Below are 16,773 nucleotides of genomic sequence, written 5' to 3' on the forward strand. Positions count from 1 at the left end.
CCGGCGCGGACGCCCTTCAAGACGCGGCTGTGGCGGGTGGCAAGCGGATGCGCCCTGCTCGCGGCCGAAGCCGTCTGCGGGTCGGACTGGCGCCCGCTGCCAGTGCGCGCGTGGAGGCCGCGCCGCCCATGCTCGGCGACGAAGCGGATCATCGGCGATGACCCACCATGTCACTTATCTGGAAGGCTCGCTGGCTGGGGCGGAAGGATTCGAACCTTCGCATGACGGTACCAAAAACCGTTGCCTTACCACTTGGCTACGCCCCAGCGGAGAGCGGGCCTTATACGGCCTTAAAACAGACGTTCAACCCAGCCGTGCGGATCGGCCGCATTGCCGCGCTGGATCGAGACCAGCTGCTCGCGCAACTGGCCGGTCACCACGCCCGGCCCGCCGTTGCCGATCGTCAGGTCGAAGCCCTTGCCGCGCACGCGCCCGATGGGCGTGACCACCGCGGCGGTGCCGCACGCAAACGCTTCGCGCAGGCGGCCGCTCTGGACGTCGGCCTGCCACTGGTCGATCGAATAGCGCTCCTCGCGCACCGTCGCGCCCGAATCGTGCGCCAGCCGGATCAGCGACTCGCGCGTGATCCCCGGCAGGATCGTTCCGGAGAGCGGCGGCGTCTGGATCGAGCCGTCCTCGAACACGAAGAACACGTTCATCCCGCCGAGTTCCTCGACATAGCGGTTCTCGACCGCATCGAGGAAAACGACCTGATCGCACGATTCGCGGATCGCCTCGGCCTGCGCGACGAGGCTGGCGGCATAGTTGCCGCCGCACTTGGCCGCCCCGGTACCGCCCGGCGCCGCGCGGGTGAAATGATCGGAAACCCACAGCGTCACTGCCGGTGCGCCGCCCTTGAAATAGGCGCCCGCCGGCGAGGCGATGACGACGTACAGATATTCCTTGGCCGGACGAACCCCGAGGAAGGTCTCGCTCGCGAACATGAACGGACGAAGATAGAGCGCGGCGCCTTCGCCCTCGGGAATCCAGTCGCGGTCGGTACGGACCAGCGCACGGATCGATTCGAGGAACAGCGCCTCGGGAAGCGGCGGCATCGCAAGCCGGCGGGCCGATTCGGCAAAGCGGCGGGCGTTCGCGTCGGCGCGGAACAGCGCGGCGCCGCCGTCGGGCATCCGATAGGCCTTGAGCCCTTCGAAAATCTCCTGCGCATAATGGAGCACCGCGCAGGCTGGGTCGATCATCAGCGGGCCGCGTGCCTGAATGCGCGCGTCGTGCCAGCCGCGCCCTTCGGTGTAGCGGATCACCGCCATGTGGTCGGTGAAGTTGGTGCCGAATCCGGGATTGGCGAGTACCGCCGCGCGCGCATCCTGCGCCGTGGGGTTGGTGTGCGCCTCGAACTCAAAATCCAGGATCGTCGTGTCTGCCATGTCACTTCTCGAAACTGACCGCCGAGTCCGGCCGGACCCGCTTGCGACGGACTAGGCCCCGGGGCTAGAACGGTCAACATGGTTGCCCCAATTCCTGCGTCGCCGCTCTTCCTGCGCGAACCGGAGATCCGTCGCGGGATCGAACTCCTCTATTTCGGCTATGCCAACCTGACGCGTTCGATCGACGCCGGGCTGGCGGCGGAGGGGCTGGGCAGGGCGCATCACCGCGCGCTCTACTTCATCGCGCGCAAGCCCGACCTGACCGTCAGCGAGCTGCTGCGCATCCTGTCGATCACCAAACAGTCGCTCGGGCGCGTACTCAACGAGCTTTCCGAGCGCGGACTGGTCGAAACGCGCACGGGCGAGCGTGACCGGCGCCAGCGGCTGTTGCGGCTGACCCCTGCCGGCGCTGCCCTGGAAGGCGAATTGTTCGCCGCGCTGCGTGAAAAGATGGCAGAAGCCTATTCGAATGCGGGGCAGGGGGCGGTCGGCGGCTTCTGGGGCGTGCTCGAAGGATTGATTTCGCCGCAGGAGCGGAACCGGATCGGGGGGGGAGTGCGTTAAGCCCCGTTGCGCGTTCACGCGCGGCCATGGGGGGAACGATTTCGGTGACGTCGGGGGTTTCGGGCGAGCTGGCGCAGGCGCGGTTCACGCGCAGGCTGGCGCTGCTTGTCGGGTTGGGCTTTGTCGCGCTGCTCGTTGCCGGGGTGACGACGGTCTGGCTCCAGCTTCGCAATGAACAGAGCGGCCGGTGGGTCGAGCATACGCTCGATGTCGAGACGCGGATCGGTGAGTTCGCCAGCGCCAACGAGCGCGCCGAAACCGCGCGGCGCGGCGTTTTGCTCGGCGGCGGCCAGGGATTTCGCCTGCGGATGGAATCGGCGGCGGATCAGGCGGCGGCGACGCTCGACCAACTGGCGGTGCTCACCATCGACAATCCGGTGCAGCAGCGCCGGCTCGCCGAATTGCGTCGGCTGATCGTTGACCAGCGGGCGATTCAGCGGCGGGCGCTGGCAAGGGCAGGCACGGATTGGACCGAAGCTGCCCTCGAAGCCGATCCCGCCGTGCAGCAGATGCGACGGATGCGCACGATCGCCGACGCGATGCTGACCGACGAACGCGAGTTGCTGGCGCGCCGCAACGACGAGCAGGAGGCGACGCTTCGAACCTTCTACGCGATTCTGATCGTGACGGGCGCGCTGTTTCTGGGGGTCGCCGCGACGACCATCACCGTGCTGCTTCGTTACACGCGGGCACTTTCCGAATCGCAGCAGATGCTGCGTGCCCTCAACGAAGATCTGGAAGGCATGGTGGCGGTGCGCACATCGGAGCTGGAGCGCGCCAATCAGGAGATTCAGCGCTTTGCCTATATCGTGTCGCACGACCTGCGGTCGCCGCTGGTCAATGTGATGGGCTTTACCGCCGAGCTCGACGCCGCCCGCAAGACGGTGGCAGGGTTTCTCGACCGGCTGGAGGCGCAGGCGCCCGAGCAGGTCGATCCGACGGTGCGCACGGCGGTGGTCGAGGACCTGCCCGAGGCAATCGGCTTCATCCGCAGCTCGACGCAGAAGATGGACCGGCTGATCAACGCGATCCTGCGCCTTTCGCGCGAGGGCCGCCGCACGCTGGCGCCCGAACGCATCGACATGAACGCGCTCGTCGGCGGCATCATCGACAGCATCCGTCACCGCGTTACCGAAGTGGGCGCGACGATCGAGGCGGGGCCGCTGCCCGACATCATCAACGACCGCGTCGCGATCGAGCAGATTCTGTCGAACCTGGTCGAGAATGCGGTCAAATATCTTTCGCCCAGCCGGCCCGGATTCATTCGCGTGACGGGACGCGAGGAGCGCGACCGCGTGCTTTTCGAGGTGAGCGACAATGGCCGTGGCATCGATCCGCGCGATCATGAACGCATTTTCGACCTGTTCCGCCGTTCGGGGACGCAGGACCAGCCGGGCGAGGGCATCGGACTCGCGCATGTCCGCGCGCTCGCCTATCGTCTGGGTGGTCTCATCGAAGTCAAATCGGCGCTTGACCAGGGTTCGACCTTCAGGCTTTCGCTGCCCAAGGCACTGAAGCCAGGCGGAGAAGACGCATGAATCACCACCAGCCGGTCAACATCGTCATGATCGAGGACGATGAGGGCCACGCCCGCCTGATCGAGAAGAACATTCGCCGTGCGGGGATCTCCAACGTCATCCGTCATTTCGTCGACGGTACCTCGGCACTCGAATATCTGTACGACTCGCCCGAAGGTCCGGCCCGCAACGGTCCCGCACTGATCCTGCTCGACCTCAATCTGCCCGACATGAGCGGGACCGACATTCTTGCCCGGATCAAGGGCGACGGCCCGCTGAAGCGGACGCCGGTGGTTGTCCTCACGACGACCGACGACAAGGTCGAGATTCAGCGCTGTTATGATCTTGGCTGCAACGTCTACATTACCAAGCCCGTGAATTACGAGAACTTCGCCGAGGCGATCCGCCAACTCGGCCTGTTCCTGTCGGTGATCCAGGTTCCCGAGCCGGGCGAGGGCGCTTGAGCGATACCGGCGCCCACATCCTCTACATCGACGATGACGCGGCGCTGCGCCGGCTTGCCGAGCGCGCGCTGGGGCGGCGAGGCTTTCGCGTGCGGCTTGCCGCGAGCGGCGCCGAAGGGGTGGCGCTGGTCCGCGCCGAGCGCTTCGACCTGATCGCCATCGACCACTACATGCCCGGTCAGGACGGGCTGGCAACGCTCCATCAGCTGAGCATGATTCCGGATTGTCCTCCCGTCGTCTATGTCACGGGTTCGGACGAGACGCGCGTGGCGGTGGCGGCATTGAAGGCCGGCGCGGCCGATTATGTGGTAAAGTCGGTCGGGGACGACTTTTTCGACCTGCTCGCCAGCAGTTTTCACCAGGCGCTCGAAAAGGTTCGGCTGCGATCGGCGAAGGAGGCGGTCGAGAGCGAACTGCGCGCCATCAACGCCCGGCTCGAGACGCTGCTGCGCGAAGTGAACCATCGCGTTTCGAACAGCCTGCAACTCGTCTCGGCCTTTGTCCACATGCAGGCGTCGATCCTTGCCGACACCGCTGCCAAGGGCGCGCTGATGGAAACGCAGCAGCGGATCCAGGCGATCGCGCAGGTCCATCGCCGTCTCTACAGCTCGGGCGATGTCGAGCAGGTGGCGATGGACGAGTATCTGCGCGCGCTGGCGGCCGAACTTGAACAGACCTGGTCGACTCCCGCGGCGCCGCGGCCGATCCGCGTCGAATCGGCGGCCGTGCGCCTGAGCACCGACCGGGCGGTGTCGCTGGGGGTGATCGTCAACGAGCTTGTCACCAACGCGTGCAAATATGCCTATCCGCCCGAACAGGCCGGCGAGGTGCGGATCCGGCTGGGTATGGCGAACGACGGGTTCGAACTGGCGGTCGAGGACGACGGGGCCGGCATGCCCGCCGATGGCCGGATCCGGGGCACCGGCCTCGGCACCAAGCTGATCCGTGCGATGGCGCGCAGTCTGGATGCCCAGGTCCGCTATGACGCGGTGCGTACCGGCACGCGCGCGGTCGTCGTCGCGCCGCTCTGACGGACGCGACGGCCGCCTGGCCGGGTTGGCCTGCCGCCGATTCGGCGTATAGGCGGCCGCCATGTCGCTTTACGAAGTTCAGTCGCGCGATCTGGCCGATCTGGCGGTACGCGAACGGCGCCGTCGGCTGCTGCCGATCGAAGGGCGCGATTTCTCCTCGAACGACTATCTCGGGCTCGCGGATGCGCCCGAACTGCGTGCGGCGGTGTCTGCGGCGCTGGCGCGCGGCGTTCCTGTCGGCTCGGGCGGGTCGCGGCTGCTTCGCGGCAATCACCCGGAACATGCGGCGCTCGAGCAGGAAGCGGCCGCCTTTTTCGGACGGGAGACCGCGCTCTATTTCTCGAGCGGCTATGCCGCCAACGCGGCGCTGTTCGCGACGCTCCCGCAGCGCGGCGATCTGGTCGTGCATGACGCGCTTGTCCATGCCAGCGCGCATGAGGGGATGCGGCTCGGCCGCGCCGAATGCCGGGCCGCGCATCACAACGACGTCCAGGCGTTCGACGAGGCGATCGGCGCGTGGCGCGCCGCGGGCGGGCGCGGGCGCGTGTGGATCGCGGTAGAGAGCCTCTACAGCATGGACGGCGATCTGGCGCCGCTCGACGACCTTGCCGCGCTCGCGCGCCGCCATGAGGCAGTGCTGGTGATCGACGAGGCGCACGCAACGGGCGTGTTCGGGCCGCAGGGGCGCGGGCTTGCCGCCGCGCTGGCGGGACGCGAGGACGTGGTGACGCTGCACACCTGCGGCAAGGCGCTGGGATGCGAGGGCGCGCTGATCGCCGGTCCGGCGATCGTCCGCGAGTTCCTGATCAATCGCGGTCGCGGCTTCATCTTTTCGACGGCGCCGTCGCCGTTGATGGCCGCGGCGGTGCGCGCCGCGCTGGAGATCGTCGCGGCAGAGGATGCACGGCGGGCCGCGCTGGCGTCGCTGGTCGACATGGCAAGGGCGGCGCTCGAGCCGCTGGGGGCGACGCCGGGGCGCTCGCAGATCGTGCCGCTGGTGCTGGGCGAGGATGCCCGCGCGATGACCGTTGCCGCCGCGCTCCAGCAGGCCGGGTTCGACGTTCGCGGCATCCGTCCGCCCACCGTCGCGCCCGGCAGCGCGCGGCTGCGTATCTCGATCACGCTCAATATCGGCCGCGCCGACGTCGAGGCGCTGGCCGCCACGCTGAAGGAGGTTCTGGCATGAGCGGCGAAACCGCCCCCACGCTGATCGTCACCGGCACCGATACCGGGATCGGCAAGACCGTGTTCGCCGCTGCGCTGAGCGGTGCGCTCGGTGCGCGCTATTGGAAGCCGGTGCAAAGCGGCATCGAGCCGGAGGGCACCGATGCGATGCGTGTGGCGGCGCTGGGTGGACTGTCCCCCGCCGACATATTGCCCGAACGCTATCGGCTCGCCACGCCCTGTTCGCCGCATCTCGCGGCCGAGATCGACGGGGTGCGGATCGACCCGGATGCGCTTGTCCTGCCCGATCGGCAGGGGCGGCCGCTGGTGGTCGAAGGCGCGGGCGGTGTGCTGGTGCCGCTCGATCGCCGGACGCTCTATGCCGACCTGTTCGCGCGGTGGCGGTGTCCGGTGGTGCTGGTGGCCCGAACCGGCCTCGGCACGATCAACCACAGCCTGCTGTCGATCGAGGCGCTGCGGGCGCGCGGCGTGCCGATCCTGGGGATTGCCTTTGTCGGCGATGCCAACCCCGACAGCGAGACGATCATCGCCGCGATGGGGGGCGTGCACCGGCTCGGCCGGCTGCCGCGGATCGCGGCGATGACCCCGGCGACGCTTGCCGACGCCTTTGCCGGGGCGTTCGACCTCGACGATTTCCGGACGGCAAGGCCGGTCCCGCCGACGGAGAATGATCGATGATCTCGCCCGTCTGGCATCCCTTCACCCAGCATGGGCTGGGCGAACCCATTCCCGAGATCGCGCGTGCCGAAGGCGCGGTGCTGCACGGCATCGACGGGCGACGCTATATCGACGCGATTTCGTCCTGGTGGGTGACGACGCACGGCCATTGTCACCCGCGCATCGCCGCGGCGATCGCCGATCAGGCGCAGCGGCTCGATCAGATCATCTTTGCGGGCTGGACGCATCGCCCCGCCGAGGCGCTCGCCGCGTCGCTGCGCGACATCCTGCCGCCGGCGCTCGAACATGTGTTCTTCAGCGACAGCGGATCGACCAGTGTCGAGGTCGCGATCAAAATGGCGCTCGGCTATTGGGCCAACCGGGGCGAGCCGCGCCACCGCATCATCGTGCTCGAACATGGCTATCACGGCGACACGATCGGCGGCATGTCGGTGGGGGAGCGCGGCGTGTTCAACCGTCCCTATGCGCCGCTGCTGTTCGATGTGGCGCGCGTACCGTTTCCCGCCCAGGACCGCGAGCAGGCGACGCTCGACGCCCTTGAGGCGCATTGTCGGGCGGGGGCCGCCGCCTTTCTGGTCGAGCCGCTGGTGCTGGGGGCGGGGGGCATGTTGTTCTATCCGCCCGCCACGCTGGCGCGGATGCACGCGATCTGCGCGGCGCATGGCGTCCTGTTCCTCGCCGATGAGGTGATGACCGGCTGGGGGCGCACGGGCACGCTGCTCGCATGCGAACAGGCGGGGATCGTGCCCGACATTCTCTGCCTGTCGAAAGGGCTGACGGGCGGTGCGATTCCCCTTGCAGTGACGCTCGCCACGGCGCCGATCTTCGAGGCGCACCGGAGCGACGATCGCGCCCGGATGTTCTTTCACTCGTCGAGCTACACCGCCAACCCGATCGCCTGCGCGGCGGCCAACGCCAATCTGGCGATCTGGCGCGAGGAGCCGGTGCTGGCGCGCATCGCGACGCTGGCCGCCCGGCAACAGGCTGGGCTCGACCGGGTCGCTGCGCGATCCTGCGTGGCCGATCCGCGTCGGCTGGGGACGATCGCGGCGTTCGAAGTGCGCACGCCGGCGGGCGGCTATCTGTCGTCGATCGCGCCGCGTCTCACGGCGTTTGGCCGCGAACAGGGCGTGCTCATCCGTCCGCTCGGCAACACCATCTATGTGATGCCGCCCTACTGCGTCGAGGCGGCCGACCTTGCCCATGTCTGGGACGTGATCGCGGCCTTCCTCGACGCAGGGTTGGGCTCGGCCGGATAGGGGTGGGGGAGCCGGCCGGGCCCGGGGGGAGCGGGGATAGGGTGCCGTGCTCCTAGTGCGCGGCACCCGCCGCCACGGCCCGCTTGGGACGCGGCGAAAGCCAGATGATCATCGCCGATGCGACAAAGATGATCGCCGAAAGCAGGAAGATGTGCGTGGTCGACACCGCGAGGCTTTCCTTGTCGACCAGCTGGACGACGATCGCCCGGATCTGGTCGGTCGAAAAGCCCTGCGCGCTGAGCGCATCGATCGTGCCGCCGTCATGCAGCCGCCCGGCGATTTCGCTGCGCGCAACGCGCGCGCTGTCGTCCCACATGCTGGTCGAGATCGAGGTGCCGATCGCGCCGGCCATGGTCCGCAGGAAGCTCATCACGCCGGCAGCCGACGCGGTCTCTTCCGGCCGCACCGCCGCCAGCGCGAGCGTCGTCGTCGGGATGAAGAAGAAGGGCATGCCGAAGCCCTGAAGCATCTGCGGGATCGCCAGCGTCCAGTAATCGGCCTGGCTGCTCCAGTGGACACGCAGGAGCGAGGTGAACCCCAGCCAGAGGATGCCGAAGCAGACGAGCGCGCGCGGATCGACCTTGGTCGTCAGCTTGGCGACGATCGGCGACATGATCACCGCCGCCACGCCGGTGAACGCGGTCACATAGCCTGCATAGGTGGCCGTATAGCCCATGCTGCTTTGCAGCCATTGCGGGATGATCACCGCCGACGAGAAGAAGGTCGCGAAGGCGAAGGAGAGCGAGATCACCGCAACGGTGAAACCGCGGTGGCGGAACACGCGCAAATCGACGATCGGCTGGTCCTCGGTCACTTCCCACGCCAGGAAAACGGCGAGCCCGATCACCGCGATGATCGCCAGCACGACGATCGTGCGATCGTTGAACCAGTCGTGCTCGCGGCCAAGGTCGAGCATGATCTGCAACGCGCCGATCCACAGCAGCATCAGCATCAGCCCGATCCGATCGACCGGGATCTTCGCCGACGCCGTTTCCGCCGGGGCGAGCAGTCGCGCCCCGCCAAAGGCGCAGAGCGCCGCGACGGGAATGTTGATGAAGAAGATCCAGTGCCACGACCAGTTGTCGCTGATCGTGCCGCCCAGGATCGGCCCCAGGATCGGTGCGACGACGGTGGTCATCGCCCACACGCCCATCGCCTGCGCCCGCTGGTCGGGGCGGAAGATGCGCATCAGCAGCGTCTGCGACAGCGGCATCAGCGGGCCGCCGCACAGCCCCTGTCCGATCCGGCACGCGACCAGCATGGCGAGCGAGGTCGACATGCCGCACAGCATCGAGAACAGGCCGAAGCCCATCATGCCGACGACGAAGGTCCGCACCGTGCCGAAACGCGCGGCGAGCCAGCCGGTGAGCGGCACGCAGACCGCCTCGGCCACGGCGTAGGAGGTGATGATCCACGTTCCCTGGCTCGCGGAAATGCCGAGGCTGCCCGAAATGTGCGGCACCGACACGTTCGCGATCGTCGTGTCGAGCACGACCATGAAGTTGGTCATCGCCAGCACCAGCCCCGCGAACAACAGTCGCACGCCGGTGATCGGCATCACGGTTTCGGCTTTGGCCGTCATTGGACGCGGTCCTTACTTCGCCGCCGTGTCGATCTCGGCGTCCATCGACAGGCCGACGCGCAGCGGGTGGGCGCGCAGTTCCGCCGGATCGAGCGTGACGCGCACGGGAAGGCGCTGCACCACCTTGATCCAGTTGCCGGTGGCGTTCTGCGCGGGGATCAGCGCAAAGGACGAGCCCGTGCCGCCCGAAAGCCCGGTGACGCGGCCGTGATAGACGACGTCGCTTCCGTAAAGGTCGGACTTCAGCGTTACCGGCTGGCCCACCTTGACGCGGGTGAGCTGCCCTTCCTTGAAGTTCGCGTCGACATAGAGCCGGTCGACCGGAACGATCAGCATCAGCGCGGCGCCCGGCGCGACCCGCTGGCCGACCTGGACGTTGCGCCGCGTCACCACGCCGTCGATCGGCGCGCGGATGATCGTGCGTTCGAGATCGAGCTTCGCCTGCTGCACCTTTGCCTGCGCGGCCAGCACCTCTGGGGCGTTGGTCTCGTTGGTGCCGCGGATCAGCGCGTCGTTCGCGGCCAGGTTGCCGCTCGCGGCGCCCTTGGTCGATGCGGCCTGCGCAACGCCGGCCCGGGCGAGCTCCAGATTGGCCTTCGCGGCGGCAAAGGCGTTGGTCGCCACGGTCAGCTCGTCGCCCGAAACCGCGCCGTTGGGCGCCAGTGCCCGACGGCGCTCCAGATCGATCCGTGCCTTGTCGAAATCGGCCTTGGCGGCGGCGAGCTGCGCGTTGGCGCGGGCAATTTCGGCATCGCGTGCGGCGACCTGCGCCGCCAGCGCACCGCTGGTGGCGGCGGTCTGCCCATATTGCCGGCGTGCGCGGGCCAGTTCGGCCTCGGCCTGTGCCAGCGCGATCCGTGCATCGCGATCGTCAAGGCGCACCAGCACGTCGCCCTTGCGCACCGCCTGGGTATCGGAAACCTCGACCGCTGCGACCTGCGCCGCCAGCATCGGCGTTACCGTCGCATTGTCGGCGCCGACATAGGCGTTGTCCGTGCTGACATAATGGCTGCCGACCAGCGCGTACCAGCCGCCATAGCCGGCGCCGGCGACCAGCACGGCCGCCGCGATCGCGGTGAGCATCGTCTTGCGCTTGCTGCGCGCCGTCCGGGCGGGCGCCGCCTGAAAGTCCTGGGTGCGAGCGGGATCGGCATCAGCCATGGTTCGGATCCTTGGTCGCGTCCGTGTCCGTGGACGCCGTGTTGGTGGAAAAGCCGCCGCCGAGCGCGCGCACCAGCGCGACGTCGAGGGTAAAGGCGCGCGCCTCCAGGTCGGCGACGATCTGGCGCGCCGTCAGCACGCGCTCCTCGGCAGTCAGCACGTTGAGGAAGGTGGAAAGGCCGCCCTGATAACGCTGGCGCGCGATCGCATAGGCCTGTTCGGAATCCGCGAGCGCCGCGCGGCTTTCGGCGAGACGGGTGGCCAGCGCGTTGCGGCTGGTCACCGCATCGGCGACTTCGCGAAAGGCGTTGGCGACGATCCCGTCATAGTTGGCGACCGCCTCGTCATAGCCGGCGCGGGCACCCTTGTACCGGCCCGCCAGCTCGCCGCCGCGGAAAAGCGGCAGGCTTATCGCGGGGCCGACCTGGCCCGTGGTCGAGGTGCCCTTGAACAGGTTCTGGAGGTATAGCGCCTGCAACCCCACCATCGCCGACAGGTTGATCGACGGATAGAAGTCGGCCCGCGCGACCTTGATCTGTTGCGCGGCCGCTTCGACGCGCGCGCGCGCCGCTGCAATGTCGGGCCGCCGGCCGATCAGGTCGGTGGTGGCGCTCGCCGGGACGGCGCGGGTCGCGGTCGGTGCGCCCGGAAGCGCGATGTCGAGCCCGCGATCAGGCCCTTTGCCCAGCAGTGCCGCGATACGGTTGCGTGTCAGCCCGATCGCTTCGTCGGTGCCGGCGAGGTCGGCGCGCGCGGCGGGAACCGCCGCATCGGCCTGTTTCAGCTCGGCGCGCGTGTCGAGACCGGTCTTGACGCGATCGGCGACCAGCTTGCGCGTCTGCTCGCGAACCTCCAGCGCGCGGGCCTGAACGCGGCGTTCAGCGGCGAGGCGTGCCAGATCGGCATAGGCGCTGGCGATGTTGGTCGAAAGCGCCAGCCGCGCCTGTTCCAGCTCCAGCCGCGCCGCTTCCGCCTGCGAGACCGCCGCCCGCGCCGCGGCGCGATTCTTGCCCCACAGATCCAGATCGAAATCAAGGTTCGCGCCGAGATTGCCGGTATCGTTCCACCCATGCGGGACGAAGGCAGGCGGGATGCCGTTGTTATAGCTCTGCTTGTTCAGCGCCACGCCGGCGCTCGCGCCCGCGCTCGGCAACAGCGCGCCGCGTGCCTGTTGCACATAGGCCTGGGCCGATCGCAGCCGCGCGCCCGCGGCGGCGAGGTCGGGTGCATCGCGCAACCCTTCCTCGATCAGCGCGCTCAACTGCGGGTCGGCATAGAGCGACCACCAGTCGCCGGCAGGCCAGGCGGCGCTCGCCGTCTGTGCGGCCGCGATCGAGCGATCGGCGACAAAAGTGTCGCCCGCGCGCACCTCCGGCCGGGCGCCGAGCTGGGGGACGGGCGCACACGCCGCAAGGGCGATCGGCCCGCTCAGCGCCGCCAACAGCAGCGCGCGGAAGGAAATTGAGGACATGAGGTCAGAAACCGTACTGTTTGGTACGCGTCCAGATGGGGAAGCATCTTCCCCTTGTCAATCGAAAAGTGTACCCTATAGTACGGCTATGACGAAAACGGGTGAGGCAAAGATCGGCGAGGATTGCATGCAGCCGCTGTGCCGACGCGAGGCGCGCAAGCAGGACCGGCGCGATGCGATCATCGCGGTCGCGGAACAGTCGTTCATGGAGAACGGCTATGCGGCCACCTCCATGTCGGCGATCGCCGCCGCCGTGGGCGGATCGAAGGCGACGCTCTGGAGCTATTTTCCCTCCAAGGAATCGCTGTTCGAGGCCGTGCTGGAAAGCGCGATCGGCAATTATCGACGCGAGCTGGAAACCACGCTCGCGCCGTCGGATGATCTGCGAACGACATTGCTGGGGTTTTGCCGGCGTTTCATGCAGAAGATCTGCGCACCCAATTCGGTGCAGTTGCACCGGCTGATCGCCGGGGAGGCCGAGCGTTTTCCGGAGGTCGGCCAGATCTTCTATCGCCGCGGCCCGCGCCAGACCCAGGAAATCCTCGCTGCCTTCTTCGCCGATCAGATGGCCAAGGGCCGGCTTCGTGCGGAATCGCCGTTGATCGCGGCGCGTGCGATCACCGGACTGTGCGTCGGATGGCAGCAGCGGGTCGTCTGGGGGTTGCCGCGCCCGTCGGACGAGGAATTGAACGAGGAGGCTGCGATCGCGGTCGACCTGTTCCTTCGCGCCTTCGCACCGCCCTCGGGGGACGAACCGCCCGTCGTCGGCTGACCCGGCGCGCGCGGTGTCAGCCGGGTTCGCCGAAGCGCAGCGTCACGACGGCGCCTCCCCGCGGGTCGTTCGCCAGCATCAGCTGTCCGCCGAAAGTCATGGCCTGCGCACGCGCGATCGTGAGGCCGATGCCGGTGCCGCCGGTCGCGCGCGACCGGCTGGTTTCGCCGCGGACAAAGGGCTCGAACATCTCGTCGATCCGGTCGGGCGGAAAGCCCGGACCGTCGTCGCGCACGACGATTTCGACCTGACCGCCCTGCGCATGGCAATGCACGCGGGCCGCCCCCGCATATTTGATCGCATTGTCGATCACGTTGGTAAGGCATCGCGTCAGCGCATCGGGCTTGGTGCGGATGCTCGCCCGGCAATTCTCGACGATCGTGACGGCCCCGCCGAGCTCGTTCGCATCCTCGACAAGGCTGGCGACCAGCGATTCGATGTCGACTTCAGACCAGGGCTCGCGGCTCTCGCTGCTGCGCGCGAGATCGAGCCCGTCGCGCACCAGCGCCTGCGTCGCCGCCAGGTCGGCGACCAGCCGTTCGCGCAGCACCGGGTCGGTGACGTGCTCGAGTCGCAGGCGCAATCGGGTCAGCGGCGTCTGGAGATCGTGCGCGATCGCCGCGAGAATCTGCGTCCGCTCGCGAAACCCGGCACGCACGCGCTGTTGCATCAGGTTGAACGTCGCCAGCGCACTGCGCACTTCGGTCGGGCCGGTGAGCGGGATCGGTTCGGGATCGATCGACAGCGAGAACCGGCGCGCCGCGGCGCTCAGCCGGCGCAGGGGGACGGTCGTCAGCCGTGCGGCGACGACGGCCAGCGTCGCGCTCGCGACCAGGATCAGCAGCAGATAGACCGGGTCGACCATCGCGCTGGGCGGAATGTGCAGCGCGGGCAGGTCGATCGTCAGGATATGCGGCCGTCCGGCACGATCAACGAAGCGCACCTGCCAGCAATCCACGTGCGGCGAGCGGTCGACGCCGGCCGCGCGCGGCTTGTCGAGGAAGCCCGGGAAGCAAAGCCCGGCGATCTGCCCCGCGCGCGCCTGCGCGGCAGGCCCCAGGCGCGAAGTGAGCATCCCGCTCAACCGCGGATCGACCGGCGCAGGACCAAGCTCTGGCAGATAGGGGCGCACGCCGAAGATCTGGCGCCGTGCGATCAGCGCGGCGGTATGGCGTGGATCGCGCGCCAGGCGGCTCGCCATGTCCTCGGTACTCGCGACGACGCGTTCGAGTTGCAGCCGCCTGAGTTCGTGCGTGCGCACCCGCTCCGCGACGAACAGCGACGCGATCGACGCGCCCGCCATGCCCAGCGTGAGCAGCAGCGTGATCCTCCCCGCGAGCGAGGCGATCCAGTCGCGTGCGCGCGCGATCATTCGTATTCGACCGGACAGGCGAGCAGATAGCCCTCGTTACGAACCGTCAGGATCAGTTCGTTGCCGCCCGGTTCGCCTGCCAGCTTCTGTCGAAGGCGGCTGATCTGGAGGTCGATCGACCGGTCGAACGAAACCGTTGCCTTGCGTTCGGGCAACAGCGTCTCGCGCGACAGCACGACGTTCGGCGCCTCGACGAACCGGCCGAGCAACCGGAATTCGGCCGAGGACAGCATGACCAGCCGCCCGTCGCCCGCCACCAGCCGCCGCTGAAGCAGGTCGAGCCGCCATGGCCCCAGCCGGGCAAAGCGCGCGTTGCGCGGCCGTCGTTCGTCGCCGCCATTGCCCAGCCGACGCAGCAGGTTGCGCACGCGCGCCAGCAACTCGCGCGGCTCGAACGGCTTGGTGAGATAATCGTCCGCGCCCAGTTCAAGGCCGAGCACGCGGTCGAGCGCGCTGTCGCGCGCCGTGACCATGATGATCGCGTCGGCATAGCCTTCGTGCCGCAGCGCGCGGCACAGTGCCAGGCCGTCGCCGTCGGGCAGGTTGAGGTCGAGCACGATCAGCTGGACGGGGGTGCTCGCCAGTGCGGCCCGGATCTCCGCGACATTGCCTGCCGCGACGACGGGATACCCCTCGCGCTCGAGTTGCGCGAGGATCAGTTCGCGAATGTCCGGGTCGTCGTCTGCGACAAGGATACGACCCGCGGGCGCAGCGGGCATCGGGTTCATGGACCATCCTTAGCGCAGGTGAGGGGCGCTGTCGCGACGGTGCTACATTCGGTTACAACCGCGTACCCGGGGCTACCCGGCCGTCCGCAGGTGCGGCGGCAGGCCATGTGCCGAAGCGCTATCGGGGGCCCGTTGCCGCAGCGTCGCATCCGAATCGCGCGAATTGGAGCGTGCCGACGCACCGCCCGGCCTGCCGAACCCGCGCATTTCCGCCGCTCGGGCGATGCGGCGCCGGCCCCCGAAAATCCGCGGTCCGCCGCGAATAACAAGGGGGTCAATATAAAATCCATTCGAAATCCGAATGATAGCGGTTGCAACGCACAGAATCAGGGCATAGCGGTGCACCCCGTGAAAGACGATATGATTGCATCCGTTGATCGTGCATCGCAATTTCTGAAGGCTTTGGCGGGTCGCAGCCGGCTGCTGCTGCTCTGCCATCTTTGGGAAGGCGAGAAGTCGGTGGGGGAACTCGCGCGGTTGACGGATGCGCGCGATACCGCCGTTTCGCAGCAGCTCGCGCTGCTTCGTCGCGAGGGCATGGTCCGTGCCCGGCGCGCGGGGCAGATGATCTATTACTCGCTGGCCAGCGAAGAGGTCGTGCGGATGCTGGAGGCGCTCGACGCGCTGTTCGTGGCACCGGCAAATGTCGACGAACCCCAGGCGGTTCAGGCGCTGGAGGATGCCTCGGCGTAAAGCCGTTCGACGTCCTCGCGGCGCGCCAGCGCGCTCCCCTGGGTCGTCACCGCGGCGGCGCCGCCGGCCAGTCCGTATCGAAGTACCGCGGGCAGCGGTTCGCCGCGTGCGAGCGCAACGGTCATTGCTGCCACCATCGAGTCGCCGGCCCCGACGGTGCTTTCCACGCGCACCGGAATCGCCGGCAGGTGCAACGCCGTCGCGTCGGCGACCAGCAGCGCCCCGGCCTCGCCCAGCGAAACCACCACGACTTCGGCAAAACCCCGCGCCCGCAGGTCGCGCGCCGCCGCCATGGCGGCGGGAATATCGGGCAGCGTCTTGCCGACCAGTTCCTCCAGCTCACGCAGGCTGGGCTTGATCAGATAGGCGCGGCTGCCTTCGCAGGCGGCCAGCGCGGGGCCGGAGGTGTCGACGATCAGCCGTGCGCCGTCGGCATGCGCGATCCGCGCGACGTCGGCGAGCACCGTGTCCGGGCACCCTGCCGGCAGGCTGCCGGATGCGACGACAAAGGCGGGGCGTGGGGCGAGCGTCCGCAACCGCTCAAGCAACGCCGCGACTTCGTTTTCCGAAAGCGCCGGCCCCGGCAGGACGAACCGGAACTGCTCGCCGGTTTCGGTCTCGTCGACGGCGAAGCTCTCGCGCGTGGTGCCCCGGATCGGCACCGCGGCGGTGGGCACGCCGTCGGCACGCAACAGCGCTTCGAGCGTGGTGCCCGTGCCGCCGCCGGCGGGAAAGATCGCGGTCACCGGCGCGCCGAGCGCATGGACCACGCGGGCGACGTTGATCCCACCGCCGCCGGGTTCGACCTGGGGCGGCGCGCAACGCAGCTTGTGCGTCGGGCGCACCCGCGGCGTTGCGGTCGACAGGTCGAGCGCCGGGTTGAGCGTCAGCGTTGCAATCGGCTTCAT

General features: G+C 68.5%; 16 protein-coding genes and 1 tRNA gene. 9 read left to right on the forward strand and 8 right to left on the reverse strand.

Annotated elements, in window-relative coordinates:
• Window positions 1-191: 191 nt before the first annotated feature.
• Together ACT3CF_RS04100 and ACT3CF_RS04105 are read right to left on the reverse strand one after the other, a co-directional pair.
• A tRNA-Gln gene (locus tag ACT3CF_RS04100) sits at window positions 192-266 on the reverse strand.
• 24 nt (window positions 267-290) lie between these two features.
• Window positions 291-1,388, reverse strand: coding sequence for a branched-chain amino acid aminotransferase (locus tag ACT3CF_RS04105; protein WP_478420553.1), 1,098 nt, complete (start codon window positions 1,386-1,388; stop codon window positions 291-293).
• A gap of 78 nt (window positions 1,389-1,466) precedes the next feature.
• Here ACT3CF_RS04105 and ACT3CF_RS04110 point away from each other — a divergent pair, with 78 nt between their 5' ends.
• The 7 genes from ACT3CF_RS04110 to ACT3CF_RS04140 all read left to right on the forward strand — a co-directional run bounded on the left by ACT3CF_RS04110 (window position 1,467) and on the right by ACT3CF_RS04140 (window position 8,086).
• Window positions 1,467-1,952, forward strand: a complete 486-nt coding sequence (locus ACT3CF_RS04110) for a MarR family winged helix-turn-helix transcriptional regulator (RefSeq protein ID WP_478420555.1) — start codon at window positions 1,467-1,469, stop codon at window positions 1,950-1,952.
• Window positions 1,953-1,978: 26 nt separating this feature from the next.
• A complete protein-coding gene (locus ACT3CF_RS04115; RefSeq protein WP_478420556.1) occupies window positions 1,979-3,490 on the forward strand; it encodes a sensor histidine kinase in 1,512 nt (503 codons plus the stop codon).
• On the forward strand, window positions 3,487-3,933 hold the full coding sequence (locus tag ACT3CF_RS04120) for a response regulator (protein WP_478420557.1): 447 nt from the start codon (window positions 3,487-3,489) through the stop codon (window positions 3,931-3,933). The genes ACT3CF_RS04115 and ACT3CF_RS04120 overlap by 4 nt, the downstream gene beginning before the upstream one ends.
• The gene (locus ACT3CF_RS04125; protein WP_478420559.1) at window positions 3,930-4,964 is read left to right on the forward strand and encodes a sensor histidine kinase; all 1,035 of its coding nucleotides are present in this window, start codon (window positions 3,930-3,932) and stop codon (window positions 4,962-4,964) included. The genes ACT3CF_RS04120 and ACT3CF_RS04125 overlap by 4 nt, the downstream gene beginning before the upstream one ends.
• Before the next feature lie 61 nt (window positions 4,965-5,025).
• Entirely contained in the window at window positions 5,026-6,150 is a 1,125-nt protein-coding gene (locus ACT3CF_RS04130) for an 8-amino-7-oxononanoate synthase (RefSeq protein WP_478420561.1), read from the forward strand.
• Window positions 6,147-6,827 carry a dethiobiotin synthase gene (bioD, locus tag ACT3CF_RS04135; protein ID WP_478420562.1) on the forward strand — a complete coding sequence of 227 codons (681 nt, stop codon included), beginning with the start codon at window positions 6,147-6,149 and terminating at the stop codon, window positions 6,825-6,827. The genes ACT3CF_RS04130 and bioD overlap by 4 nt, the downstream gene beginning before the upstream one ends.
• A complete protein-coding gene (locus ACT3CF_RS04140) occupies window positions 6,824-8,086 on the forward strand; it encodes an adenosylmethionine--8-amino-7-oxononanoate transaminase (RefSeq protein ID WP_478420564.1) in 1,263 nt (420 codons plus the stop codon). Before bioD ends, ACT3CF_RS04140 begins: the two co-directional genes overlap by 4 nt.
• A 52-nt stretch (window positions 8,087-8,138) precedes the next feature.
• Here the strand turns inward: ACT3CF_RS04140 and ACT3CF_RS04145 are convergent, their stop codons facing one another.
• Genes ACT3CF_RS04145 through ACT3CF_RS04155 form a run of 3 tightly spaced genes read right to left on the reverse strand, consistent with a single transcriptional unit; the run spans window position 8,139 to window position 12,300 of the window.
• Window positions 8,139-9,668 (reverse strand): DHA2 family efflux MFS transporter permease subunit, encoded by a 1,530-nt coding sequence (locus tag ACT3CF_RS04145; RefSeq protein ID WP_478420566.1) that lies wholly within the window; start codon window positions 9,666-9,668, stop codon window positions 8,139-8,141.
• Between the two features lie 12 nt (window positions 9,669-9,680).
• Entirely contained in the window at window positions 9,681-10,829 is a 1,149-nt protein-coding gene (locus tag ACT3CF_RS04150; protein WP_478420568.1) for an EmrA/EmrK family multidrug efflux transporter periplasmic adaptor subunit, read from the reverse strand.
• Window positions 10,822-12,300 carry an efflux transporter outer membrane subunit gene (locus tag ACT3CF_RS04155; RefSeq protein WP_478420570.1) on the reverse strand — a complete coding sequence of 493 codons (1,479 nt, stop codon included), beginning with the start codon at window positions 12,298-12,300 and terminating at the stop codon, window positions 10,822-10,824. Before ACT3CF_RS04155 ends, ACT3CF_RS04150 begins: the two co-directional genes overlap by 8 nt.
• On the opposite strand from ACT3CF_RS04155, the gene ACT3CF_RS04160 reads away from it, so the two are divergent.
• Window positions 12,299-13,072, forward strand: a complete 774-nt coding sequence (locus tag ACT3CF_RS04160) for a TetR/AcrR family transcriptional regulator C-terminal domain-containing protein (RefSeq protein WP_478420572.1) — start codon at window positions 12,299-12,301, stop codon at window positions 13,070-13,072. The two genes, ACT3CF_RS04155 and ACT3CF_RS04160, sit on opposite strands and share 2 nt — an antisense overlap.
• 16 nt (window positions 13,073-13,088) lie before the next feature.
• Here the strand turns inward: ACT3CF_RS04160 and ACT3CF_RS04165 are convergent, their stop codons facing one another.
• The gene (locus ACT3CF_RS04165; RefSeq protein WP_478420574.1) at window positions 13,089-14,444 is read right to left on the reverse strand and encodes an ATP-binding protein; all 1,356 of its coding nucleotides are present in this window, start codon (window positions 14,442-14,444) and stop codon (window positions 13,089-13,091) included.
• Complete coding sequence (locus ACT3CF_RS04170; RefSeq protein WP_478420576.1) at window positions 14,441-15,172, reverse strand: response regulator transcription factor; 732 nt, start codon at window positions 15,170-15,172, stop codon at window positions 14,441-14,443. Before ACT3CF_RS04170 ends, ACT3CF_RS04165 begins: the two co-directional genes overlap by 4 nt.
• Window positions 15,173-15,532: 360 nt before the next feature.
• Here ACT3CF_RS04170 and ACT3CF_RS04175 point away from each other — a divergent pair, with 360 nt between their 5' ends.
• Complete coding sequence (locus ACT3CF_RS04175; RefSeq protein WP_478420578.1) at window positions 15,533-15,865, forward strand: ArsR/SmtB family transcription factor; 333 nt, start codon at window positions 15,533-15,535, stop codon at window positions 15,863-15,865.
• On the opposite strand, the gene ACT3CF_RS04180 is transcribed toward ACT3CF_RS04175, so the two are convergent.
• Window positions 15,838-16,773, reverse strand: coding sequence for a 1-phosphofructokinase family hexose kinase (locus ACT3CF_RS04180; RefSeq protein ID WP_478420580.1), 936 nt, complete (start codon window positions 16,771-16,773; stop codon window positions 15,838-15,840). The genes ACT3CF_RS04175 and ACT3CF_RS04180 overlap by 28 nt on opposite strands.

This window comes from Sphingomonas chlorellae, from assembly GCF_056485145.1.

What these genes read in the sequence shown, in the direction of transcription:
- ACT3CF_RS04160 (WP_478420572.1), top strand. Translation starts at nt 12,299, where the DNA reads ATGAGGTCAGAAACCGTACTGTTTGGTACGCGTCCAGATGGGGAAGCA.
- ACT3CF_RS04110 (WP_478420555.1), top strand. Translation starts at nt 1,467, where the DNA reads ATGGTTGCCCCAATTCCTGCGTCGCCGCTCTTCCTGCGCGAACCGGAG.
- bioD (WP_478420562.1), top strand. Translation starts at nt 6,147, where the DNA reads ATGAGCGGCGAAACCGCCCCCACGCTGATCGTCACCGGCACCGATACC.
- ACT3CF_RS04180 (WP_478420580.1), bottom strand. Translation starts at nt 16,773, where the DNA reads ATGAAGCCGATTGCAACGCTGACGCTCAACCCGGCGCTCGACCTGTCG.
- ACT3CF_RS04145 (WP_478420566.1), bottom strand. Translation starts at nt 9,668, where the DNA reads ATGACGGCCAAAGCCGAAACCGTGATGCCGATCACCGGCGTGCGACTG.
- ACT3CF_RS04165 (WP_478420574.1), bottom strand. Translation starts at nt 14,444, where the DNA reads ATGATCGCGCGCGCACGCGACTGGATCGCCTCGCTCGCGGGGAGGATC.
- ACT3CF_RS04175 (WP_478420578.1), top strand. Translation starts at nt 15,533, where the DNA reads ATGATTGCATCCGTTGATCGTGCATCGCAATTTCTGAAGGCTTTGGCG.
- ACT3CF_RS04170 (WP_478420576.1), bottom strand. Translation starts at nt 15,172, where the DNA reads ATGAACCCGATGCCCGCTGCGCCCGCGGGTCGTATCCTTGTCGCAGAC.
- ACT3CF_RS04130 (WP_478420561.1), top strand. Translation starts at nt 5,026, where the DNA reads ATGTCGCTTTACGAAGTTCAGTCGCGCGATCTGGCCGATCTGGCGGTA.
- ACT3CF_RS04115 (WP_478420556.1), top strand. Translation starts at nt 1,979, where the DNA reads ATGGGGGGAACGATTTCGGTGACGTCGGGGGTTTCGGGCGAGCTGGCG.
- ACT3CF_RS04155 (WP_478420570.1), bottom strand. Translation starts at nt 12,300, where the DNA reads ATGTCCTCAATTTCCTTCCGCGCGCTGCTGTTGGCGGCGCTGAGCGGG.
- ACT3CF_RS04140 (WP_478420564.1), top strand. Translation starts at nt 6,824, where the DNA reads ATGATCTCGCCCGTCTGGCATCCCTTCACCCAGCATGGGCTGGGCGAA.
- ACT3CF_RS04120 (WP_478420557.1), top strand. Translation starts at nt 3,487, where the DNA reads ATGAATCACCACCAGCCGGTCAACATCGTCATGATCGAGGACGATGAG.
- ACT3CF_RS04105 (WP_478420553.1), bottom strand. Translation starts at nt 1,388, where the DNA reads ATGGCAGACACGACGATCCTGGATTTTGAGTTCGAGGCGCACACCAAC.
- ACT3CF_RS04150 (WP_478420568.1), bottom strand. Translation starts at nt 10,829, where the DNA reads ATGGCTGATGCCGATCCCGCTCGCACCCAGGACTTTCAGGCGGCGCCC.